18 protein-coding genes are annotated in these 23,895 nt (G+C 57.0%); 3 read left to right on the forward strand and 15 right to left on the reverse strand.

Annotated features, from left to right (window positions below):
* Positions 1–215 precede the first annotated feature (215 nt).
* Positions 216–716, forward strand: a complete 501-nt coding sequence (locus C8R21_RS06965) for an HNH endonuclease (RefSeq protein WP_107762057.1) — start codon at positions 216–218, stop codon at positions 714–716.
* Positions 717–827: 111 nt separating this feature from the next.
* On the opposite strand, the gene trpE is transcribed toward C8R21_RS06965, so the two are convergent.
* The 3 genes from trpE to rpe all read right to left on the reverse strand — a co-directional run bounded on the left by trpE (position 828) and on the right by rpe (position 3,970).
* Positions 828–2,309 (reverse strand): anthranilate synthase component I, encoded by a 1,482-nt coding sequence (gene trpE, locus C8R21_RS06970; RefSeq protein ID WP_107762058.1) that lies wholly within the window; start codon positions 2,307–2,309, stop codon positions 828–830.
* Between the two features lie 139 nt (positions 2,310–2,448).
* Positions 2,449–3,177, reverse strand: coding sequence for a phosphoglycolate phosphatase (locus C8R21_RS06975; protein WP_074975438.1), 729 nt, complete (start codon positions 3,175–3,177; stop codon positions 2,449–2,451).
* A 109-nt stretch (positions 3,178–3,286) separates the two neighbouring features.
* Positions 3,287–3,970: a ribulose-phosphate 3-epimerase gene (gene rpe, locus C8R21_RS06980; RefSeq protein WP_107762059.1), complete on the reverse strand. Its 684-nt coding sequence runs from the start codon at positions 3,968–3,970 to the stop codon at positions 3,287–3,289.
* Between the two features lie 186 nt (positions 3,971–4,156).
* Between rpe and apaG the strand changes: the two genes are divergently transcribed.
* Complete coding sequence (gene apaG, locus C8R21_RS06985) at positions 4,157–4,540, forward strand: Co2+/Mg2+ efflux protein ApaG (RefSeq protein WP_074975439.1); 384 nt, start codon at positions 4,157–4,159, stop codon at positions 4,538–4,540.
* A gap of 18 nt (positions 4,541–4,558) precedes the next feature.
* On the opposite strand, the gene der is transcribed toward apaG, so the two are convergent.
* The 11 genes from der to purL all read right to left on the reverse strand — a co-directional run bounded on the left by der (position 4,559) and on the right by purL (position 21,557).
* Positions 4,559–5,959 (reverse strand): ribosome biogenesis GTPase Der, encoded by a 1,401-nt coding sequence (der, locus tag C8R21_RS06990; protein WP_074975440.1) that lies wholly within the window; start codon positions 5,957–5,959, stop codon positions 4,559–4,561.
* 167 nt (positions 5,960–6,126) lie between these two features.
* A complete protein-coding gene (gene bamB / locus C8R21_RS06995; protein WP_107762060.1) occupies positions 6,127–7,479 on the reverse strand; it encodes an outer membrane protein assembly factor BamB in 1,353 nt (450 codons plus the stop codon).
* Between the two features lie 154 nt (positions 7,480–7,633).
* On the reverse strand, positions 7,634–8,272 hold the full coding sequence (locus C8R21_RS07000; RefSeq protein WP_107762061.1) for a tetratricopeptide repeat protein: 639 nt from the start codon (positions 8,270–8,272) through the stop codon (positions 7,634–7,636).
* 33 nt (positions 8,273–8,305) lie between these two features.
* Complete coding sequence (hisS, locus tag C8R21_RS07005) at positions 8,306–9,565, reverse strand: histidine--tRNA ligase (protein WP_107762062.1); 1,260 nt, start codon at positions 9,563–9,565, stop codon at positions 8,306–8,308.
* Positions 9,555–10,805: a flavodoxin-dependent (E)-4-hydroxy-3-methylbut-2-enyl-diphosphate synthase gene (gene ispG / locus C8R21_RS07010; protein ID WP_375135998.1), complete on the reverse strand. Its 1,251-nt coding sequence runs from the start codon at positions 10,803–10,805 to the stop codon at positions 9,555–9,557. The genes hisS and ispG overlap by 11 nt, the downstream gene beginning before the upstream one ends.
* A 33-nt stretch (positions 10,806–10,838) precedes the next feature.
* Complete coding sequence (locus C8R21_RS07015) at positions 10,839–12,077, reverse strand: helix-turn-helix domain-containing protein (protein WP_107762064.1); 1,239 nt, start codon at positions 12,075–12,077, stop codon at positions 10,839–10,841.
* Positions 12,078–12,186: 109 nt separating this feature from the next.
* Positions 12,187–13,284: a 23S rRNA (adenine(2503)-C(2))-methyltransferase RlmN gene (gene rlmN / locus C8R21_RS07020; protein ID WP_107762065.1), complete on the reverse strand. Its 1,098-nt coding sequence runs from the start codon at positions 13,282–13,284 to the stop codon at positions 12,187–12,189.
* An 18-nt stretch (positions 13,285–13,302) separates the two neighbouring features.
* On the reverse strand, positions 13,303–13,728 hold the full coding sequence (gene ndk / locus C8R21_RS07025) for a nucleoside-diphosphate kinase (RefSeq protein ID WP_074975446.1): 426 nt from the start codon (positions 13,726–13,728) through the stop codon (positions 13,303–13,305).
* Positions 13,729–13,896: 168 nt separating this feature from the next.
* Positions 13,897–15,924, reverse strand: a complete 2,028-nt coding sequence (locus C8R21_RS07030; RefSeq protein ID WP_258192297.1) for a M1 family metallopeptidase — start codon at positions 15,922–15,924, stop codon at positions 13,897–13,899.
* A 134-nt stretch (positions 15,925–16,058) separates the two neighbouring features.
* A complete protein-coding gene (locus tag C8R21_RS07035) occupies positions 16,059–17,366 on the reverse strand; it encodes a ChaN family lipoprotein (protein WP_107762066.1) in 1,308 nt (435 codons plus the stop codon).
* A gap of 117 nt (positions 17,367–17,483) precedes the next feature.
* Positions 17,484–21,557 carry a phosphoribosylformylglycinamidine synthase gene (purL, locus tag C8R21_RS07040; RefSeq protein ID WP_107762103.1) on the reverse strand — a complete coding sequence of 1,358 codons (4,074 nt, stop codon included), beginning with the start codon at positions 21,555–21,557 and terminating at the stop codon, positions 17,484–17,486.
* Positions 21,558–21,648: 91 nt separating this feature from the next.
* On the opposite strand from purL, the gene C8R21_RS07045 reads away from it, so the two are divergent.
* Entirely contained in the window at positions 21,649–23,217 is a 1,569-nt protein-coding gene (locus C8R21_RS07045) for an NAD(P)H-hydrate dehydratase (RefSeq protein WP_107762067.1), read from the forward strand.
* A 162-nt stretch (positions 23,218–23,379) separates the two neighbouring features.
* Here the strand turns inward: C8R21_RS07045 and C8R21_RS07050 are convergent, their stop codons facing one another.
* Entirely contained in the window at positions 23,380–23,793 is a 414-nt protein-coding gene (locus C8R21_RS07050; protein WP_107762068.1) for a response regulator, read from the reverse strand.
* Positions 23,794–23,895: the final 102 nt, after the last annotated feature.

The raw sequence follows: 23,895 nt of genomic DNA on the forward strand, positions 1-23,895 counted from the left end.
TGCTTCGAGAACCACCCCAACGCTTCCTGATACGCCTCATCATGCGGATCTCAACGATCCTGCAGGGATGTATTGCCTTTTGCCTCTCCTCTTGACAGGCATAAGCGCCTCCACAAAATTAAAGCACTTCCTCCCGGCAGCCGTTATTGACAGCATCCTTCATAGCCGTTTGAGTGGTCCAGCAGGAGCAGACCACTGTTCCGCAATTAACGCATATGGCGAAACAACTCGAAAAACTCATGTTTGTACAGGGCGGCCGGTGCTTCTTCTGCGACCAACACATTCCTGCGACGGAAGCGAGCGTGGAGCACTTGATAGCGCGAGCAAATGGCGGCGCCAACAGCGAGGATAACTGTGTTGCCTGCTGCAAATCGCTGAATGCACTGCTCGCGAACAAGTCCCTGAAGGAAAAATTGCGCATCGTACTGAACCAGAGAGGGCAATTTAAATGCCCAGCGTGCTACAGCAGTAAGGAAACCCCTTACAGCACCGAGAGCAATGGGCTTCGACTTGAAAGACTTTCCCGGATATCGTCAGATCTCAAGAGTCGCCGTTCCGCCCTTCCCCGAACGGTTAACGCACTTCGCAACACAATCGATGCCGCTTTTCAAAAGAAACTGACTGCGGAAGATATCACCTCAATCCTCGATGAACTGCAATCCAGCGGTCAGATCACAGTCAGTGAGAATAAGGTTGAATATCAACTTGCGCCCTGATGCTTCCCGACGGTTGCAAGCATTACGTCGCGCTCTTCGCCACACCACGTAGCGAAGTGCTTGCGTAATCTCCTCACGTTCAAGCATTCATGGCTAGCGTTATTTCCGTTTTCATTCAATCCTGCTGTCCAACCCGCCCTCCGCAATCTCCGCTGCGCGCAGCAGCGCCCTGGCCTTGTTTTGCGTCTCCACCCATTCGCTTTGAGGAACTGAATCGGCTACGATGCCGGCGCCCGCCTGGACATGCAGTTTGCCATCCTTGATCACGCCCGTGCGGATGGCGATAGCCAGATCCATATCCCCGTTGAATCCCAGATATCCGACTGCACCCGCATAGATTCCGCGCTTCGAGACTTCCAGTTCATCGATGATTTCCATTGCCCGCACCTTCGGCGCGCCGCTCACGGTGCCCGCGGGAAAGGTGGCACGCAGCACATCCATCGCGTTCAGGCCGGGCTTGAGCCGGCCTTCGACATTGGAAACAATGTGCATGACGTGGGAGTAGTGCTCGATGCGCATGTTCTCTGTCACCTTTACCGTTCCGATCTGCGCTACGCGTCCTGCATCGTTGCGCCCCAGGTCCATCAGCATTACATGCTCCGCCCGCTCTTTCGGGTCAGCGAGCAGATCAGCCGCCAGTGCCGCGTCTTCTGCCATAGTTTTGCCACGTGGACGGGTTCCCGCGATCGGCCGTACCGTAACCGTTCCACCCTCGAGCCGCACCAGGATTTCGGGCGAGGCTCCCACCACGTAAAAGCTGCCGAGGTGGTAATAAAACATGTAGGGAGAAGGATTGAGGCTGCGCAGCGCACGATACAGTGCGAGCGGCGAGGCGCTGTACGGTTTGCTGGTGCGCTGCGACAGCACCACCTGCATGATATCGCCATCAAAAATGTAGCGCTTGGCTCGCTCCACTGCCGAAATGAAATCTGCCTCCGCGAACTCCGATACGGGCGCACCCGATTCACACGGCGCTTCCAATGGAATCCGCAATGGTTCCCGGAGATATCCCAGCAGTTCCTTCAACCGTTTCCGGGCGCTGGAATAGGCGCCCTCCAGAGCAGCGTCCCCATATACAATGAGGTAGAGCTTGCCGGAAAGATTATCCACCACTGCCAGCTCCTCCGAAACCAGCAGCAGGATGTCCGGCGTATCAAGCGTATCGGACAGCCTGTGCGCGTGCTCGCCAGCGAGCCTGCGCTCGATATAACGCACCGTATCGTATGCAAAGTAGCCCGCGAGACCACCGCAAAAGCGGGGCAACCCGGGATAAGGTGCCGCCCTGAAGCGCGCCATATAGGATTGAACGAAAGCAAGGGGATCTTCCGACTGGAATACCTGCCTGCTGCTGGGGTCGATTACGCTGACATCGCTGCCGCGCACTTCGATTCGACTGCGGGCGGGTAAGCCGATAACTGAATAACGTCCAAAACGCTCGCCGCCCTGGACGGATTCCAGCAGATAGGAATAAGGCTCATTCGCCAGCTTCAGATAAACTGACAGCGGAGTGTCAAGATCGGCAAAAGTTTCGAGGACGACAGGAATGTGCGTGTAGCCCTTTGCCGCCAAGGCATGGAATTCTGCTTCCGTCATGATTCAGGCTCCAAAAAACAGAAAATGAAAAAATACCGCAGACCGGATCAATGTCTATCGAACCGCCAACGCCAACCCCCACAGTGCCAGTAGCACCATCCCTGGGTTGCATATCTTTCCTTTTCCGTTTTTCCGTTGCTCATGACGATTTCTGGATCAGCTTTGTTGCCTCATATAACGATGGGACGATCGCATCGCAATCGAGTTCGTATACGTCGCGCCCTTCGTTGTATCCATAGGGAACACAAAAGACGTGACAACCCGCCGCACGCGCAGCCTGGGCATCGTTCAGCGAATCCCCGACCAGCAGCATCTCACGGGGCCCGATTTCGAAGCGTTCACAAGCGTGCAGCAAAGGCATCGGGTCTGGTTTCTTTTTCGGCAGACTATCGCCCGAAACCACGATATCGAAGTAATCCAGCAATTCCGCCGCACGAAGCAGCGGCAAGGTAAAAGCCTCTGCCTTGTTAGTCACGCAAGCAAGCCGGAAGCCGCCTGCGCGCAATGCGTTCAATCCCTCGCGCACGCCGGGATACGCACGCGTGTCCACATACAGCGTTTTTTCGTAGCTCTGCTCATACAGCGGCATTGCACGCTGCAAAAGGTCTGCATCGGGCTCGCCATCGAGGTCGCCGGTGAGCGAGCGTTTCACCAGCTTTTCTATCCCTTTGCCAATATAGGATTGGATGGTTTCCAGCGGAAGCTCGGCTTTCCCCAGTTCCTTCAGCATCATATTGGCAGCTGTGGCAAGATCAGGCGCCGTATCGAGCAAGGTGCCGTCGAGATCGATCATGACTGCTTTGATCGGCAGGGGAAAATGCGTATCAGGGGAAGAAGCACGTGCAAGCGGAGAAAAGCTTTTGTTCACGTCGTGTTATCCATATTCATTGAAAAATGATACCGGCTCGTTCGTATAAGCGACAAAGCGACTTCCAGACGGATCGCTCCAGACTTCGGGAGCCTGCTCACGGGCCTGCTCAAACCTTCTTCAGTTCTGCTCGCAGGGCTGAGACGATCGTGTCATACCGGTGGGGATCGCTGTCCTTTCCTGCGCTGTAAATTGCGGAACCGGCAACGAAAGTATCTGCTCCAGCGCGCGCAATTTCCGCGATGTTATCCACTTTCACGCCGCCGTCGATTTCCAGCAGTATATTCCTGCCGCTCTCATCGATGCGTTTTCGCACTTCCCGCAGCTTCGGCAGCGCTTCCGGAATGAATTTCTGTCCCCCGAAGCCAGGATTGACCGACATGATCAGTATCAGGTCCAGCTTGTCGAGAACGTGGTCAAGATAATTCAACGGCGTGGCGGGGTTGAAAACGAGTCCCGCCATACATCCCTGCTCCTTGATGAGCCCGATGGTGCGATCGATATGACGCGTTGCCTCCGGATGAAAGGAAATGATATTAGCTCCCGCTTTCGCGAAATCCGGAACGATACGGTCAACCGGTTCGACCATCAGGTGCACGTCGATAATCGCATCGGTTACCGGCCGAATGGCCTCGCACACAAGGGGTCCGATAGTCAGATTGGGTACATAATGATTATCCATCACATCGAAATGGATAAAATCCGCGCCGGAATCGATAACTCCGGAAACTTCCTCGCCCAGCTTGGCAAAGTTGGCAGATAAAATGCTTGGAGCAATGCGGTAATTGGCCATGAAGGGCGTCCTTGTGATGATCAAAAAAGCTCGATTTTAACCGTAAATTGCCTTGCGGCGTTAGTGGCGTCTGCCTTTAAAGCTGCTGCTCCTGGTTGCGATCTCTTGCAATCCTGAAAAATCGTTCCAATGATTTTGCGGTGTGCTGCCCTTGCCCTGAACCGGAAAATAGTGTGCAATGCCAGTATGGCTGAAGGAAAAAGATACGAGATCGCGGTAAAGGTTCATACCACCTATCTTCCGGAACAATCGGACGAGGCGCTGGACCGCTATGTATTCGCCTATACGATCGTTCTTTCCAACACCGGTACAGTCACTGCTCAGCTCATCAGCCGGCACTGGGTCATTGCCGATGGCACCGGCGGCGTACAGGAGGTAAGAGGTCTGGGAGTGGTGGGGGAGCAACCGTTGCTGAAGCCGGGAGACAGCTATGAATACACGAGCGGCACGGCCATCTCGACACCGGTAGGATCAATGAAAGGCAGCTACCAGATGGTGGCCGAGGATGGCCTGCGCTTCGACGCGCCCATTCCGGAGTTCATTCTGAGCGTGCCACGGATATTGCATTGAGAAATCTTCCGCCATCCGTTACCCATACTTCTTCCGCCCATAGCGTCGGCGGCGATGGGCCCGTTTTGCCTCGGCTTCGGTGAGCGGAGCGCGGCTCTTTTCCGCGTAGGGATTGCGGCCTGTCCTGAATTCTATCCGCAGCGGCGTCCCCTCCAACTCGAAGGCGTCGCGAAATGTATTTTCCAGATAACGCTGATAGGTTTGCGGCACGGCATTGAGCGCATTGCCATGGATGACAATCAATGGCGGATTCGAGCCACCCTGGTGGGCGTAGCGCAGCTTGGGACGTGACATACCAGCGCGCGGGGGTGGCTGCTTCTCCACTGCGGCCAATAGCGTGCGGGTAAGCCTGGGAGTGGGCAGATGAGCCATCGCCGCTCCATAGGCGACATCGACAGAGGGCAGCAGTCCTTTCGTGCCAGTGCCATGTAGCGCCGAGATGTAGTGAAACCGGGCGAAATTCTGCAGAAACGGCAATTTACGACTGATATCGCGCTTGATTATGTCGCGTTGGTACTCATCCAGGCTGTCCCACTTGTTCACGGCCAGCACCAGTGCCCGTCCCGCTTCCAGGATAAATCCGGCAATGTGCGCATCCTGATCCGAAATCTCACTGCGCCCATCCAGCACCAGTATCACCACGTTGGCGTCTTCTATCGCCTGCAGGGTTTTCACCACGGAAAACTTTTCCACGGCCTCCTGCACCTTGCCGCGGCGGCGCAAACCGGCTGTATCGATCAGGGTATAGGTGCGCCCATTCCGCTCAAAATCGATATGGATGCTGTCGCGCGTGGTTCCCGGCTGATCAAACGCGATGACACGCTCCTCTCCCAGCAGGGTATTCACGAGCGTTGATTTCCCCACATTCGGACGACCCACGATGGCGATTTTCGGATGCTCGTCTTTTCTTTCCTGCTCAGGTTCGTCGGGAAAATCCTGAAGCGCCAGCGTCACCAGTTCATTCACGTTTTCGCCATGGGCGGCGGAAATTGCGCAAGGCTCGCCCAGTCCCAGTTCGTGAAACTCCGCAGTAACGACGGAAGCAGCCATGCCTTCGGTCTTGTTTACCGCCAGCAGGGTTCGGCGCCCCGATTTGCGAAGTTGCTCGGCGACAATTTTGTCCTGAGCTGTCAAACCGCTTCGACCGTCCACGATGAAGAGCACGATGTCAGCCTCGTCAATTGCCTGCAGCGTCTGCTTCGCCATCTCGTGCAGGATGCCTTCCGTCGCCATGGGCTCGAAGCCTCCGGTATCGACCACGAGATATGGCCTGTCGCCCAGCTTGCCGTGTCCGTAATGACGGTCGCGCGTCAATCCCGGTATATCGGCCACCAGCGCGTCGCGACTGCGTGTCAGACGATTAAAGAGCGTGGACTTGCCGACGTTGGATCGCCCTACCAGTACGAGAGTGGGTTTCATGATTTCAGCTTTCGTCTAAAACAGAGGCCTGGGGCTATGATACAAGGCGCGCAAAAGGACCGGATTTGAAGCGTGGAGCAGCTTTACCCGACGTGTTCCTCAGAAGTGAATTTTCAAACACGAGTGACCCGCCGCCCGAGCAGGCGCGCACCCGACTAGGCACACAACTAGGCGCCAAACGCGAAAACTCCGCCTTTCCGGGTTTGTACCGCGATACCATTGGGCAAGGATATGGGACGGGCGGTAATGGCACTTTCGTCGGTTCCGGAGCGCGCAATAATGGCGCCATTATCCTTCCTGATGAAATTTACATAACCTTGAGAATCTCCTACCACGATGCGAGCGCCGTGCGCCAGCGGAGCGGATAACCTGAGCCCGTTGAGCAGATCCTGCGCCCATACGCTGGTGCCATCCCTTTTGTCGTAAGCCACTATTCCGCCCCTGTTCTCGCTCACATAAACATAATTGTCATCCATGGCCAGACCAGCATTGCTGGATACATCCCGGGCCCAGATCTGGTTACCGGCTGTAATATCGAAGCAGGCGATACGCCCCTGGTAGGCAACAGCGCACACCTGTTGCTCATCCAGAACGGGCAAACTGGTAACATCCGAAATTCGCTCAAGTTCTGTGGCGCCTCTGGGCCGTGACACCATTGCCTCCCAAACCAGACTGCCGTTCGAAAGATTCAGCGCCACGAGCCTGCCTCCGGCAAAACCGGCATATACCCTGTCATCGGCAATCAGCGCGCCAGCGAAACTCCGTACCGTCAGTGATGGAGTAGCGCCCTGATAAACCCACTTGCGCTTGCCGCTCTCGCTATCCAATCCGTATATACGACCGTCTCCCGTGCGAACGACTACCACACCCATTCCGGCATGCGGAGGGCTCAGCACTTCCGTTGAAAGATTCGCAGTCCACTTCGGTTTGCCGCTTTTCTCGTCAAAAGCCAGCACTTCGCCCTTGAAAGTGCCTACCAGCAGCATACCATCTCCCGCGCCGATTCCACCCGCGAGAGAATGCTTGGTGTCGATGACGCCTGAAGCCTTGCCTGATGCTGCGTCGAAACGCACAAGACGGCCATCCGGCCCTCCCGCGTAGATAGCCCCATCGCTGAAAACCGGCAGAAATACAGTCGCCGGGCTTTCCTCGACGCCCGCCTCCCAGCCGGGGCGCGTGCTGGGTATCACCTCCAGTTGTGCGATCTGCTCCGGGCTCATTTGAACCTCACCTGGTCCGAAAAGATCCGTAACACCGGATACATCGATATCAGCAAGGCTGCGGCTCACATCGCGCACCATGTCTACCATGCCTGCGCATCCGGAAAGCGTGAAGGACGATACGAGCAATAGAACATAGCGCCAGAATGCACTATCCGCCAGGTGAAACAGGCGCGACTCTTCCGGGAGTGCGATTTCCCTGTGTACCTCACTGGCGCCGGCCGTAGTGCTTCCCGGCGCACCCGCAGACATAGGAAACACATTCAGCAACTCATCCGCTGACGCTTTGCTTGCGCGCATTTTCCTGTTTATGAGAAGGAGTAGTTACGAAAAAATCAACGTGCCGATCAAGGCATATCAGGTTAAGGGGCGGCTTCCAGAATGGACCGGCTGCAGCAAGCTGCAAGGGCTGGCGAACTCGCGCCGGCTTATCCAGCTTATATCGAAACTGTAACTATTTGGCGCCTGGCAGCGCATCCAGCTTCATCTGCACGATATCATGGTAAGTGCCGCCGCCGTTTATCTTGGCAAGCGCTGTTTGATAAGCCGCCCGGGCTTCCCCAATTTTCCCGGTGGCCGCCAGCACATCGCCCCGGCGATCGGCATAGAGTCCGTCGAAGGATTCCCCATGGCTGATTTCAAGCAGGCGCAGCGCCTCGTCGTATTTTTTCTCATCCAGCAATACGCCCGTCAAACGTAATCGCGCCATGTCTTTCAGCTCTTCTTCCCCAGAATTGTCGAGCATCCATTGCAGGCGGTTTTTCGTGTTCTGCAAATCTCCGGCGTTGAAACTGGCCTGAGCCGATATCAATGCCGCACGCGACGCGTAACCGCTACTCGGAAAGCTTTCCATCACCAGACCGGCAGCGTCGCTGATTTTTTTTGCATCGCCACTCCCCTGAACCTGCAGCACGGAATCATACAATTCCAGGGCCTGCTCGGTTTTCTGCTTCTTGTAGTAGTTCCATGCCTGCGCGCCGCCGATACCTGCGATGAAAACTGCGACAATCACAATCACCAACGTGCCATACGTGTTCCACCAGGACTTCAGCTCGTCTATATTTTCCTGCTCTTCCGGATTATATGCTGCCATTTACCTTCCCGAGTTGAATTGAATTCTTCTGATTCAGGCCCTTTTCAGCAGGTCGGCAGCTTCCGCAAGCCCCGTCCGGACCTGCTCGGCTGCTTCCCGCAGCGGCTTGATGCTTACTTCGCCGGCTTGTGCTTCATCATCTCCGATGATGACCGCAAAACGCGCCCCGCTCGCGTCGGCCTTTCTCATCTGCGCCTTGAAGCTGCCTTCTCCGCAATGCAGAATTGCCTGGAACCCGTGGTCACGCAGATGTCTTACCGTTTTCCAGGCAAACCCGGCCGCGGCGTCGCCTTTGTGAATCACGTAGACATCAGGAGGAGCCTGAGGGATGATACTGTCCATCACCAGTGCCAGTACCCGTTCCACTCCCAGGGCAAATCCGCACGCGGGAGTAGCCTTGCCGCCAACCTGTTCTATCAGTCCGTCATAACGTCCGCCTGCGCAGACGGTTCCCTGCGCTCCCAGCTTGTCGGTGACCCATTCGAATACGGTGCGATTATAATAATCCAGCCCCCGTACCAGCCGCGGGTTGATCTCGAAGTCGATCCCCTGCTCGCGCAGGATTTGCTGCAAACCTTCAAAATGAAGGAGAGAGTCCTCGTCCAGGTCATCCAATAACCGCGGAGCGCCCTCGATAATCTCTCTCATCCCGGCATTCTTGCTGTCGAGTATGCGCAGGGGGTTGCTGTGCAGGCGCCTGGATGCATCCTCATCCAGCTTGCCTAGATGCCGCTGCAGGTAGCTGATCAGGCGGGTGCGATGCACGGAGCGCGACTCCGCGCTGCCAAGCGTCCCGATTTCGAGCCGCACCCCGGAAACACCGAGCCGCTTCCACAAGTCGGCGCACATGATGATAAGCTCGGCATCGATATCGGGGCCGGCATATCCCAGGGCCTCGGCGCCGACCTGGTGGAATTGCCGGTAACGTCCTTTTTGCGGACGCTCGTGGCGGAACATCGCGCCCGAATAATACAGCCGTTGCGGTCCGGAGTAGAGCAGGTTATGCTCAAGGACCGCACGCACGCAGGACGCGGTTCCTTCCGGCCGCAGAGTCAGGCTCTCGCCGTTGAGATGATCCACGAAGGTGTACATCTCTTTCTCGACGATATCTGTAACCGCTCCGATGGAACGCACAAACAGGTCGGTCTGCTCGACTATCGGCATGCGGATATTGCGGTAACCATAAGCCGCCATCCAGTCGCGGACACTCTGCTCGAAGAACTCCCATCGGTAAATCTGATCAGGCAGGATGTCGTTCATCCCGCGTACGGCCTGAATCCCCCTAGTGGGCATCGACTGCTTTCTTCGGGTATTTCATCTGCACATATTCATCGACTATCTGGCGAAACTCCCCTGCGATATTGTCGCCTTTCAGTGTTACAGACTTCTGGCCATCCACAAATACCGGCGCCACCGGCCGTTCCCCCGAACCTGGCAGGCTGATGCCGATATTGGCATGCTTGCTTTCGCCGGGGCCATTGACCACGCAGCCCATCACAGCGAGCGTCATGTTTTCCACACCTTCGTATTCTTCGCGCCATACCAGCATCTGGTCGCGCACGTAACCTTGGATGCTTTCCGCCAGCTCCTGAAAATAGGTGCTGGTGGTACGGCCGCAGCCGGGACAGGCGGCAACCAAAGGCACAAAAGCGCGCAAACCGGTGGTTTGCAGTATCTCCTGAGCCACGATCACTTCGCGCGAGCGGTCCCCCCCTGGCTCGGGCGTCAACGATATGCGTATCGTATCGCCGATACCTTCGAGAAGCAGTACCGACAGTGCCGCCGTGGAAGCAACAATCCCCTTCGAGCCCATGCCCGCCTCGGTGAGCCCCAGGTGCAGCGCATAGTCGCAGCGGGATGCAAGGGCGCGATAAACGGTAATGAGATCTCTCACCCCGCTCATCTTGCATGACAATATGATTCTGTCACGACCCAGCCCGATCTCCTCCGCGCGCTCAGCGCTTTGAAGCGCAGAGGTAATCAAGGCTTCGTACATTACCGCGGAGGCATCCTTCGGGTCCCCGGAGCGGGCATTCTCGTCCATCATGCGCGCCAGCAACTCGGGATCGAGGCTTCCCCAGTTGACCCCGATGCGCACCGGTTTTTCATACTTGCAGGCTGCTTCGATCAGAATGGAAAACTGTTCGTCGCGTTTCTTTCCATGCCCGACATTGCCCGGATTGATACGGTATTTCGCCAGCGCCTGTGCGCAGCCGGGATACTCTGTTACCAGTTTATGGCCGTTGAAGTGAAAATCGCCTATCAGGGGAACGTGGCAACCCATATCGTCGAGGCGTGCCCTGATGCCCGGCACTGCCTTGGCGGCTTCGGGCGTATTGACGGTAATGCGCACCAGTTCAGATCCGGCACGCGCAAGCTGCGCCACTTGCACGGTGGTGGCGATTTCATCTTCCGTATCGGTATTGGTCATGGATTGCACCACGACGGGCGCGCCTCCACCGATCCGGATCGAACCTACCTGAACGCCCACGCTGTTCCGGCGTGGGGGAAAAGCACTTTGAGCCATAGACATGAGGAATATGAGATGCCGTGTTGAAATTGAAATCTATTGGAGCACGAGATGTGCCATTCCACCGGGAAGTTTGGCGAAAGTCGAGAGATCGACCGGACTGTTATTGTAGACAAGCTTGACCTGGCCCGGGTTTCCGATCATGAGGGAATAGGGCGGCTTACCACGCAGCACCTGCTCGCTGCCAGGAGGATTGACTCTTGAGAGAAGCAATTTACCGCTGCCATCCTTGACTTGCACCCATGACTCCCCGGCAAACGTCAGACGAATTCCAGCTTTTGCAGGAGGTGGCTTCGGAGCAGCTGTGACCTCAGGTGGCTTTGGAGCCACTGCGACCTGAGGCGGCTTCGGAGCCACTGCGACCTGAGGCGGCTTCGGAGTCACTGCGACCTCAGATGGCTTCGGAGTCACTGCGACCTGAGGTGACTTTGGAGCAACTGCCACCTGAGGCAGCTTCGGAGTCACTGCGACCTTGGCAGGCTCCCCACCTGGAGCTGCGGATGCCGCGGGAGGAGTTGGCGGCACTGGTGGCGGCGCAAGAGGCAGCGTGAGAGGCTCCCCTGCCGAAGCTTCGGTACCGCTCCCGGCAGTCTCGTCTTTATGAGCGGACGCCGCCGTGTCCTGCTCTCTACCCGTATCCGCAGAAGGTGCTGTCTCCTGGAGGGCGGCAATACCCGGCTCTGGCGGGGAATCCATATCGGGAGCAAGCGCGGAAGGTGCGGGAGCCTGGGATTCCGGCGCTTCTGCGGTGGGCGCCTGCGGCGCAAACGGGAATGAAAGAGTCGGCTGCTCGGTGTCTTTCTCCGATTCCATTGCCATGTCGGGCTGTTCGGCAACTGGAGCCTCGTCACCGCTATAGATCGCGTAACCCAGCAGGGTGATCGCCAGGAAAACTCCTCCGCCGATAAGCACGTTGCGTTTCAGATACTCCACTCCGGAGGGGAAAGGGATCTCCTCGCTTGGAGGCCGCCCCACATGCGCAGTCGGAGGAGGAACCGACTGTTCAAGCAACTTCAATAACGGCACCTCATCCAGTTGCAGCAATTTGGCATAATTGCGCACGAATCCGCGCAGAAAAGGGCCGCCGGCAAGCTTATCGTATTCATCCTCTTCGAGTGCCGTCACCTGCCGCGCTGCAAAGCGTAACTGCCGCGCAACGTCCTCAATATCCAGGCCGCGTTCCAGCCGCGCAGCGCGCAGCACTTGGCCAACCTGCTCTCCGGTTTGTTTTGGTTCCTCATGCTGCTCGATGTTGCTACTTTCAGGAGCTTCCATTCCCTCACCCCATCCTCATGTTACCTGCCGCTTCATATCCGCAAATCGCTTTTACGCCTTCACGTCTCCAGCTGTAGTTGCCGACCGGAAAAATACGTCCGAACCTGCCTCATCCAGCTGCTTCCGCAATGCTGCGGTGAACCCGCCGTGTCTTGTCGAGGACTTTTCCCGCGAGTTGGCCGCAGGCCGCGGCAATATCATCCCCCCGCGTCTTGCGTACCGTAGTCACCAGTCCTGCCTCCATCAATACATCACGAAAACGGGATACGGCATTTGCGGAAGAACGCCTGAAACCTGAATCAGGAAAAGGATTGAACGGAATCAGGTTAAACTTGCAGGGAATGTCCCTTACCAGTTGCACCAATTCATGCGCCTGTGCCATGCTGTCGTTGACGCCATCCAGCATGACATATTCAAAAGTGATGAAATCTCGTGGCGCGGATTGAAGATAGCGCTCGCATGCGGCCAGCAGTTCCCTGATCGGGTATTTTCGGTTGATCGGCACCAATTGATCGCGCAACGCATCGTTGGGAGCATGCAGGGATACCGCCAGCGCTACCGGACAACGTTCGCGGAGACGGTCCATGGCCGGAATTATTCCCGACGTGCTCACGGTCACCCGGCGCCGTGATAAGCCATAGGCGTTATCGTCCAGCATCAGGTCGAGCGAGGTCACTACATTCTCGAAATTTGTCAGCGGCTCCCCCATCCCCATCATGACTATATTGGTGACGGGACGCTCGCGTCCGGCTTCGCTCGTGAACGTTTCCGTCAGCGCTTTATTCGCCCACCACAATTGGCCGATGATTTCCGCCACCGTCAGATTCCGATTGAACCCCTGCCTCCCGGTGGAACAAAATGCGCACGCGAGCGCACACCCTACCTGACTGGAAATACACAGTGTCCCCCGACTCTTTTCCGGTATATAAACTGTCTCGATTCCGTTGCCCGCGCCGACCGACAGCAGCCATTTGCGAGTGCCATCGGGAGCGGTATGATCGCTGATAACTTTCGGAGGTTCTATCACCGCGGCAGCAGACAACTTTTCCCGCAATCCTTTCGCGAGGTCGCTCATGGCATCGAAATCGGCTTCACCGGCCCGATGTATCCAGCGCAGCAGTTGGCGGGCGCGGAACGGCTTCTCACCGATTTCCGCACAGAAGCCGGTAAGCCCTTTCGCATCGAAATCCAGAAGATTGATGCTCATACCTGAGCCGTGATCCCCTTATCGCGAATAAATGTTGAGTTCTGGAAAGAAATAGGCGATCTCAATCGCCGCGGTTTCGGGTGCATCCGAGCCATGCACAGCGTTCGCATCGATACTCTCGGCAAAATCTGCCCGAATCGTCCCTTTTTCGGCCTTCCTCGGATCGGTCGCCCCCATCAGATCCCGGTTTTTTCTGATGGCATCCTCGCCTTCCAGCACCTGCACCACGACGGGACCGGAAATCATGAATCTGACCAGATCATTGAAGAACGGACGCTCCCGATGGACCGCGTAAAAACCCTCAGCATCAGCCTGGGATAGGCGCAGCATCCGTGATGCGACTATTTTCAGTCCGTTCCGTTCAAAACGGGAGTAAATTTCTCCTATTATATTTTTTGCCACTGCATCCGGCTTGATGATAGACAGGGTTCGCTCGACAGCCATCAAATACTCCAAGTAATTATGTAAATCTTTATTATTCTAACAAGAACCGGCTTTAAAGTCCCTAAATTGGACCGATATGCTGGCGGTGGAGGATGCCATCCTGGTCCATTTGGGGATGCCAAGGTAAAACGAAAAGAAAGCCGGCCAAAGAGGAAATCGTCCACTCTCTCAATCGAGTTTCACCGCTTGTGGACGGGTAGGCCATGTGCCCTTACTGACCGCTTTCGCCCCCTCGAACACGACATAGCTCTGGCGGCCATAGTGCGGCAGTGGTCGGGTCAACGCCGCCAGTGACTCGATGTCGCGTGCGGAAACGACCGCAAGCGTGGTACCGTCGGGCAAGCGCGTAGTCCAGGCCTGGGCCGAGCCTTTACCCTTTATATCCTCCGGCCTGCGCAACTCGTGCCGCGCCAGCCACGCATCCACCTGATCCTGGAGGCCTATCACCAGGGCCGGCGCGGCCGGCATATTGTCCGTACCTGGAATCAGTTTCGGTGCGCGATGTTGAAGCTTGGTCACCAGGACCTCCGCGGCATCGCGGACGGGTCCGCTTTCCGGCAGTAAAACGGTTACCGTTGTCTTGTTCACCATCACCTGGCGCAGGATCGGGGTCGCCTCCTGTGGCATCAAATGCCGGAACAGGCGGAGATCGGGATCGAGTATCACTTCCAGCGGGAGGGCATCAGTCTCGATGGAAAACACCTGCCGCGTGTTCTCGAGATCGACGGTGCGAATTTCCTCCCCTTGCTGGGTACGAACGGCAATCGGTACTCGCAGCCGATACGCGGGCTCCGTTTGCTCGAGCGTGACGGAAACATGGCGGTTTTCCCCCTCTGCCTTCACTCGCACCGCTTCCGTCAATCGCACGGCTGGCGCACCGGGGCGGGTGAGCCATTGATCGAAGAATGCGTGCAGGTTCCGGCCGGAAGCAGCCTCAAAGGCGCGCTGCAGATCTTCCCACGACGCAACGCGAAAGCGCTGCTCGCGCCAGAATGCCTGGAGTGCGCGATCGAAGGTTTCCCGCCCGAGCAAGTCGCGCAGCATCAAAAATACCATGGCGGCCTTATTGTAACCGACGATTTGCGAAGCCCCGTGCGTGCGGGAGGTAAAGCTCGTCAGCGGCGCATACTGACTGGGTGATAGCGCGGCAAAATCACGCAGCCAGCCCTGCCGCATTTCCCGCGCCGCCGCATCGTTCTCCCGTTCTTTATATGCATAATCGGCCATAAAGGTAGTCAACCCTTCCGACCAGTTGCCTTTTGCATAATCAGGATACACGCCGTTTCCCCACCAGTTGTGCAATACTTCATGGCCCAAGGAAGTTGCGCGAATGAAAGGCAGCCGCAGTACCTCCAGACCGAGATAGGTGAGCGTGGGCATGCCAAAACCCGTCGGTGTCGGGCTTGAGACGATGCTGAACTCCGTGAATGGATAGGCGCCGATCCAGGATTCATAAAGATCGATATACCCCTTGACCGAATCGAGGTACTCTCCTGCAAGATCCCCGACTTCCCGATGGAAATAGGTTCTCAGCACGATGGGCTTGCCCCCCGCGCTGCGGATCGTCCGGGTTTCGACAATGTAGGGACCCGCCATGAGATCGATCCCGCCGGTCGGAGCGGGAAATTCAAAACGTGCGCGATATCCCTGCGACGATTCCGATTCCTCCATGAGGCGTCCCGCGACCAAGCCCCGTTGGCCGGCCGGGAGCTCCATGCTCAGATCATAGCTGGCGAGTTCACCTGCAAGATAGGGGTACCAGCCGCTCGAATCAGGCAGGAACGTGCCCGATTCGCCACTGACAGGCTCGTTCTGCCCCAGTGTCTGGCGGTGATCGAGTGAGGTATCCAGCGGAGACAGCTCCCCCCGCCACTCTATTTCTATACGACGGGGAAGCTTCTCTTCCCCCGGAATACGCCAGGCCCGCATCGCTCCTACGGTCGCAGACGACCCGATCTGCTCGTCATCCACCCGCGCCTTCAGCACTTCGAAACGGCGGCCTATCACGAGTGTCAGCTCCTCTCGGGTATTCGCGGTGATCACGCTGCGTCCCCTGAGAGTGCGCTCCACCGGATCGATGTGAACGCTGATGTCATAGCGTAACGGGGAATCGACAACCGGAGAACCAACATGAGAAGCCTCCTGACCGGAACCCGATTCCGCCGCTTCCGCGGCAAATGCAGCAGGAAAAAACAAAATTGCTGCTATGCAAACAATCAGGAGCGACGCGTACGAAACAGTCCTGACATTCCTTCCGGAATCTGTAATACGACTGTTTCGCATCCCTCCCATCATCGGCCTCGTTGCAGACATTATTATTTGCATCATGTTCATCGTTTGGACGGCGGAGAAAACTTTGCGACGGCCTCCATCGTATCACTGCCACGCTTGAGTTTCAGCGGGAGCCATGTTCCCGGCGCCTGCCGTTTGACGATTTCCACGATATCGTTGAGCTGCTTGACAGGCAGGCCCGCGGCCTCGATGATCAAATCACTTTCACGTATATCCGCTTTCTCGGCGATGCTGCCCTTCTCCACTTGCAGCACACGCGCGCCGCCGTCCTGGACCATCTCGAAACGGATTCCCAGCCGCTGCCGGGGACGCTCATCCGCCGCCAGTGGCGGCAGTGCCGTCCCGAATATGGCATCTGCTATGTTCGCTGTAAGCAGATCACATGAAGTACCACTGTTCCAGGGAAGCAGCATTCCCACATCCGTCACCCCCAGATGCTTCAACTGGTGTGGAACACCGTAGCCATATTTGATATGCCCCGAACCCATGATCCCCACAACCAGGGGACGCTGGGACCGCTCCAATGCGGAACGAATGCCTTGCGCCATCGCCCGGTCCCACAGTTGCTGGCCTTCCACGAAGCGGCGAAAATCAGGATCGTCACGGCCCGCACTGGCGCCCCCCTTTTTCCTGCCTGCGCGATCGTGCTCACCGTAGATCGGGAGCAGATAGTCGAGGTATGCATTGCTCGGTTCAGCGGGCGCCGTTACACCTTCTCGTTCATTCTCCGGCACTCCCGCGAATCCCTTTGTCGCAACCGATCGCCTCAGGCGCGTATCGATGTTCAATGCCACCATAGGCACGCGATTCATGCGCGCGAAGTGGAACAGGGGCATGTACATGGCTGCATCGGTGCTCCAGACCGTATTCCACTCGGAAGCAGCGAGAAACTGGGCCTCAGTGAGCTCGCCTGCAACCCACTGGTCGAGTGCCTTTTGCACCCTGCGCGGAAACATCTCGAAACCGATCACCATGTCCGGCCGCTCCGCATGCAACGCGGCCAACGTCTGCAACTGCCAGCGGTGGTGCTCGGGATTGTCGTGCGCCTCTCCCAGCAACACCACCTCCTGCCGCGCGGCACGGCCAATAACATCGGTAACGGATATTTTCCCTGAACCGGAAACAGAACCGGGAACGGTCCATACTGAGACAGGGGCGCATTCACCGCCTTTCGCTTCCTTGTTTGCTTCCTTGCTCGTCTCCTTGTTGGCTCCTCCATCCTCCTTGTACTTTTCCGCAGCGGGTTTGGTCTGCGCGAAAGCAGTATCCGGGAAAACTCCCATGAATAACGTGGAAACGAGAAACACGAAAATAGGCGCAACCGGTACAGCCTTAAAAATTTTCAACAGATACTCCTTATCAGATATCGACCCTGCAGCCCCCACGTGTGCGCCGTGGCTGCGCTACAGGCACTGCTCATCCGGGCAAAGGAATCCCGGATTAAGAACCGGGAATCCTACGGGTTAATCTACCCATTTGCGCGCATTGCGGAACATTCTCATCCACGGCGCATCCTCGCGCCAGCCGGGATGCCATGACTGCTGCACTGCCCGAAACCCGCGCTCCGGATGCGGCATGAGAACGCTGAATCTTCCATCCGCAGTTGTCATGCCGGCGATACCTTGTGGAGAGCCGTTGGGATTCAAGGGATAGAGCTCGGTCGGCTTACCCCGATGATCCACATAACGCAATGCGACCAGGGATGAAACTGCTGAGGCAGCATTCTCATCCGCAAATTCTGCATAGCCTTCCCCATGTGCAACAGCGATGGGCATGCGACTGCCCGCCATGCCATCGAAAAACAGCGATGGACTATGCTGCGCTTCGACCATGACAAACCGTGCCTCGAATTGCTCCGATCTGTTTCTGACAAATCTGGGCCAATGTTCGGCGCCTGGAATAATCTGATGCAGGTTGCTCATCATCTGGCAGCCATTGCATACGCCAAGGGCAAAGGTATCAGCACGCGCAAAAAAAGCCTCAAACTCATCGCGGGCGCGCGCATTGAACAGGATCGAATTGGCCCAGCCTTCCCCTGCTCCCAGCACATCCCCATAAGAAAACCCTCCGCACGCGGTGAAGCCTTTGTAATCCCTGAGGGTGACACGCCCCTCGATGATATCGCTCATATGCACATCAACGACGGCAAATCCTGCACGATCGAAAGCGGCTGCCATTTCCACGTGACCGTTCACGCCCTGTTCGCGCAGCACCGCTATTTTTGGTTTCGCCCCTGCCTGAATGAAAGGTGAGCAGATGTCCTCATCTACATCGAAGGTGAGCTCCGCATGCAGGCCGGGATCATGCAGATCGAGAATGCGGTCATACTCCTGCTGTGCGTATTCCGGATTGTCGCGGAGCTTTTGCATCTGACAGGTGGTCTCCGACCAGGCGCGATGCAAGTCAACGCGTTTCTCCGCGAATACCGGCTTATTATTGCGCAGAAACCGGATCTCATCCCCGTCATTGACACTGCCGATGACAAAACTCGCCTCACCCAGGCCCGCATCCGCCAAAACACTCAGCACTTCCCGGCGCTGATCGGTTCTTGTCTGGATGACAGCCCCCAGCTCTTCATTGAACAGAACCGACATGAGGCCTGCCGTGAATCTTCGACCCAGCGCTTCAGGCTGCATCTCGCTACCATCGATATCGGTAGCGATCGAATCAAAGCACAACTGGTCCAGGTTGATGGTCATGCCGGCATGCCCGGCAAAAGCCATTTCGCACAGGGTGGCAAACATCCCCCCGTCAGAACGATCGTGGTAGGCAATAATGCTGCCTTCACGGTTCAGGCGCTGTATGGCGGCAAAAAAACCTTTGAGCCGCTCCGCACCCTCAACGCCTGCTATATCGGGGCCGACATCTCCCACCTGCTTGTAAACCTGGGCAAGGGCAGAACCGCCCAGACGATTGCGTCCTTCCCCCAGATCGATCAGGATGAGTTCCGTCTCGCCACAGTCTGTGCGCAACTGAGGCGTCAGCGTCTTGCGCGCATCCGTTACTCTCGCAAACGCCGAGACAATCAAGGACAACGGTGCAATCACCTCTTTTCGCACCGATTGGCCAAGCCCGGCCTCGCCTTCCGAGACAGTCCAGACAGTCTTCATCGACATCGAATCCTTCCCTACGGGGATGCTGATTCCCAGTTGAGGACAGAATTCCATTCCGACGGCCTGCACTGCGTCATACAGGGCCGCGTCCTCACCAGGATGTCCTGCTGCCGCCATCCAGTTGGCGGAAAGCTTGATTTCTCCGAGGTGCTCGATCTGCGCGGCGGCAATGTTGGTAATGGCTTCACCCACCGCCATGCGCGCAGAGGCGGCGGAATCGATCAGTGCCAGGGGAGTACGCTCGCCCACTGCGAAAGCTTCACCCAGATAGGTGCTGTACCCCATCAGGGTAACTGCCACATCCGCTACCGGCACCTGCCATGGCCCCACCATCTGGTCGCGCGCAGTCATGCCCCCGACAGTGCGGTCCCCGATACTGATCAGAAAAGTCTTGTCCGCCACCGCGGGCAGCCGCAGCACGCGGTATGCCGCTTCCCGAAGATTCAATCCTGCGGCGTCGAATGACGGCAGCGCTTTCCTGACGTGCGTAACATCACGCATCATCTTCGGTGGCTTGCCCAGCAGCACCGAAAGATCCATGCCGACCGGCTGATTGCCGAACAACGGATCGGCGACAACAAGTTGTTCTTCCACGGTCGCCGTGCCGACTACGGCGAAGGGACAGCGCTCGCGCTCGCAAATGGCGCGGAACAATTCCAGCGAATCCGGTCTAATTGCAAGAACATAGCGCTCCTGCGCCTCATTGCTCCAGATCTGCATGGGTGACATGCCCGGCTCTTCGGATGGAATCGCGCGCAGATCGACACGTCCGCCGCGGCCGGAACCATGCAACAGCTCAGGCAGGGCGTTCGACAGACCACCCGCGCCGACGTCGTGGATCGACAGGATCGGGTTGGGTTGGCCGCGCCTTTCCATCTGCCAGCAACAATCGATGACCTCCTGCGCGCGCCGCTCCATTTCGGGATTGCCGCGCTGGACGGAATCGAAATCGAGCGCCTCCGCATTTATTCCCGTATCCATGCTGGAGGCGGCACCTCCCCCAAGCCCGATCAGCATTCCCGGTCCGCCCAGCTGAACCAGCAGGGCGCCCGATGCAAATTCCTGCTTGAACGCATGCCTGCCGCTGATGTGACCTATCCCGCCCGCGAGCATGATGGGCTTGTGGTAGCCGCGCATTTCGCCTGCCACACGTTCTTCAAAGGTGCGGAAATAGCCGGCCAGGTTGGGACGCCCGAATTCGTTATTGAATGCAGCGCCCCCGATCGGTCCTTCCAGCATGATCTGCAGGGCGGATGCGATGCGCCCCGGTTTACCGTAGATTTGTTCCTCCGGCGCGGGTCCTTGCAACTCCCAGGGTTGAATAAAATCCGGGATATTCAGATTGGAAACGGAGAAACCGCAAAGGCCCGCTCTCGGTTTGGCGCCCCGCCCAGTAGCCCCCTCATCCCGAATTTCGCCTCCCACGCCGGTCGCTGCGCCTGGAAAGGGTGAGATCGCAGTCGGATGATTATGGGTCTCCACTTTCATCAGGATATGGGTCTGCTCTTGCGCGTAATCGTACAGGTTGTCGTTCCCGGGATAGAAGCGGGCAATTTCAGCGCCTTCGATAATGGCGGAATTATCCGCGTAAGCGACCACGGTTCCGCCGGGATGCTCGCGGTGGGTATTACGTATCATCGAAAACAGGGAAGCCTCCCGCGGCACACCATCGATGACCCAGTCCGCGTTGAAAATCTTATGGCGACAATGCTCCGAGTTTGCCTGAGCAAACATCATCAGTTCGACATCCGTCGGATTACGCCCGACCCTCAGGAAATAGTCCGCAAAATAGTCGATTTCCTCCGGCGACAGTGCAAGTCCCATTTCGCCGTTCGCCTTCAGCAATGCGTCCCGCCCCCCCTCCAGCACATCCACCACATTGAATGGCAGGGGTTCGAAATGCCTGAACAACTGCTCCGCGTCCTCGAATGAATTGAATACTGCCTCAGTCATACGGTCGTGTATCAGCACAAGCAATGACTGCCTGGCAGTGCCGGAAAATTCGCCGGAAACCTTTTCGCTGGCTTCAACGTAATAAGCCACCCCTCGCTCCAGCCGTGCCACAGCGTCTAATCCACAGTTATGTGCGATATCGGTTGCCTTTGTGGACCATGGGGAGATGGTGCCTGGTCGTGGCACGACCAGAAACAACTCGCCTTGCGATGACGGCAGATGTATCCGGCTCGAACCGATACTTGCGCTGGACTGGATACTTGCGCTGCCCAGCGAAATATCCTCGGGTACCGCCTTGAGCAACCTTGCCAGAATGGAGATTTCGTTTTCCTGCAACGGGCGCGCAACCGAGCAAAAATACCAATACTCGGCATAAATATGGGAAACTTGGGGAACTGAAACCTTAAGAGCGGCGGCCAGTTTTTTCTGCCGGAAAGAAGAAAGCGCACTGCCGCCACGAAGTCTGAGCATCCGGAAGATAAAGATGATGATGGGAAAGAACGTGATTTTACACGAGAAGACCGGCTGCCCCCAGTCCGGCAAGACGGTATAGGCAGATCGCATGAGCACGCTCAGGCACAATCCATCCACCGCCATTTACTCCACGGCTGAGATCAGGGAAATCGAGCATCTGGCGGCTGCCCTGCCTGATCGGCCTCAATTAATGGAAGCAGCGGGCCTGGCCACCGCTGAAACTGTCCGTGACCGGCTGCTCTCCACCCATAAAACCCGCTTGCTGGTACTGGCGGGCCCCGGAAACAACGGGGGCGATGCCTTTGTCGCGGCGCGTCACCTGCAGGAGTGGCAGTTCAAAGTGACGCTGGTGTTTACCGGCGAGCAGGCAAAGTTATCGGAGGATGCACGACGAGCGCTGGATGCCTGGGTTGCCACCGGCGTTGAGATGCTCCCCGAAATTCCAGAAAACGCGACATGGGATGCCGTGATCGACGGCCTGTTCGGCATCGGCCTGGACCAGCAAGGGGGCCGGGAACTGGATGGCAAATATCTGGCCATGGTGAATACCGTCAATGCCATGAAGCTGCCGGTACTGTCCATTGACATTCCCAGTGGTCTGGGCAGCGATACCGGTGCCATGTGCGGCGCGGCTGTCATCGCAACCATGACGGTAACGTTCATCGGCCTGAAACCCGGTCTCTTCACGAATGACGGCCCCGATTATTGTGGGGAAGTTTTTTTGCACGACCTCGGCCTCGACGTCTCATCCTTGAAGAAACCCGATTCATGGCTGATGGACCAGGTTCACATCCGCGGGCTCCTGCCACCTCCCCGGCGTGCCAACAGTCACAAGGGCATGTTTGGCAGTATCGGGGTAATCGGAGGGTCAGCCGGCATGGTCGGGGCCGCGCTTCTGGCTGGTACCGCGGCGCTGAAACTGGGTGCGGGACGCGTTTACCTGGGGTTGATGGCGCCGGACGCGCCAGGGGTCGATACCGTCCAGCTGGAGCTAATGCTGCACCCCATCCAGGATCTGTTCAGGCTGGAGCAGCTGAACTGTCTGGTGGTCGGCCCGGGTCTGGGAACAGAAACCGCCGCCTGCTTCTGGCTCAAGTGTGCGCTGGAATCGACCCTGCCACTGGTTCTCGATGCGGATGCCTTGAATCTTGCTGCCCCGCATTCCGAAATAGCGGAATTGCTGCGGAAACGGTTGCACGAACGCAATGCGCCTTCCATTCTCACTCCGCATCCGGCTGAGGCCGCGCGCCTCTTGCAAAGCAGCACGGCTTCCGTGCAACAGAATCGTATGGCAGCCGTTGCGGAACTGGTGCAGCGTTATAACTGCTGGGCCGTGTTGAAAGGCGCAGGCAGCGTGTGCGCGATGCCGGATGGCAGACGCTTCATCAACACAAGTGGAAATCCGGGCTTAAGCAGTGCCGGGACGGGCGATATCCTATCCGGGATGATTGGCGCCTTTTTGGCACAGCGGCTGGATCCGGAAAACGCGCTGCTCACCGCCGTATATCTTCATGGTGCGGCTGCCGACGTATTGCAGAAGCAGCACGGCGGCTGCATTGGAATGACCGCATCCGAGATTCCCAATGCCGCCGGCAACCTTTTGAATCAGTGGATTGCCGTTACTTCTGCCTCGACACCTCACCGGGAAGAAGGCTAAACAGCTAAGGGCGCCAAAGGATCACCAAAAAATCCTAAAGGGCCACCATTCAGGGTGCCTTTCCGCCTGCATTGCGAAATACCGCGATTGCCTCGGCCTGCCGACTCTTCAGTTGTCATTGCTACTTGCCGCGGTCTCAGGCGTATACCTGGCCCCAGTGCGCTATGGCATTTCGCTGAGAGTCCAATACGCGTCGATTGACCTGATGACTTCGACGAATTGCCAGTAGTCGACTGGCTTCGACATATATCCAGCCACCCCGAAATTGAAACTGTTCACCTTGTCCTGCTGTTCATCTGATGTCGTCAGAACCACTACCGGGATACGCTTAAACCTGTCGTCGCTCTTTACCGCTTCCAGGAATTCGATGCCGTTCATGATAGGCATGTTCAAATCCAGCAGAATGATGCAGGGTTTATCATTGGTTTCGTCCTCGAGGTAGGTCAATCCATCCTCGCCGTTTTCCCGGTGCACGACCTTGTTGCTAACGTGAATCTGCTTGAGAGCGCGGGTAACGGACATCATGTCCACCAGGTCATCTTCAACCAGGAGAATTGGTTTGTTGGTTACTTTCATGACAGTTTTCCTGGTTTTATCCCTTAAATTTTATCTCTTGGTTTTATCCTTGAGATCTTCTCTCAGCAAAATGGAACTAAGCCCCTTGAGCATGATTTATTA

Origin of the sequence: Nitrosospira multiformis, from assembly GCF_003050865.1 — a bacterium.
Classification (GTDB): Bacteria; Pseudomonadota; Gammaproteobacteria; order Burkholderiales; family Nitrosomonadaceae; genus Nitrosospira; species Nitrosospira multiformis_E.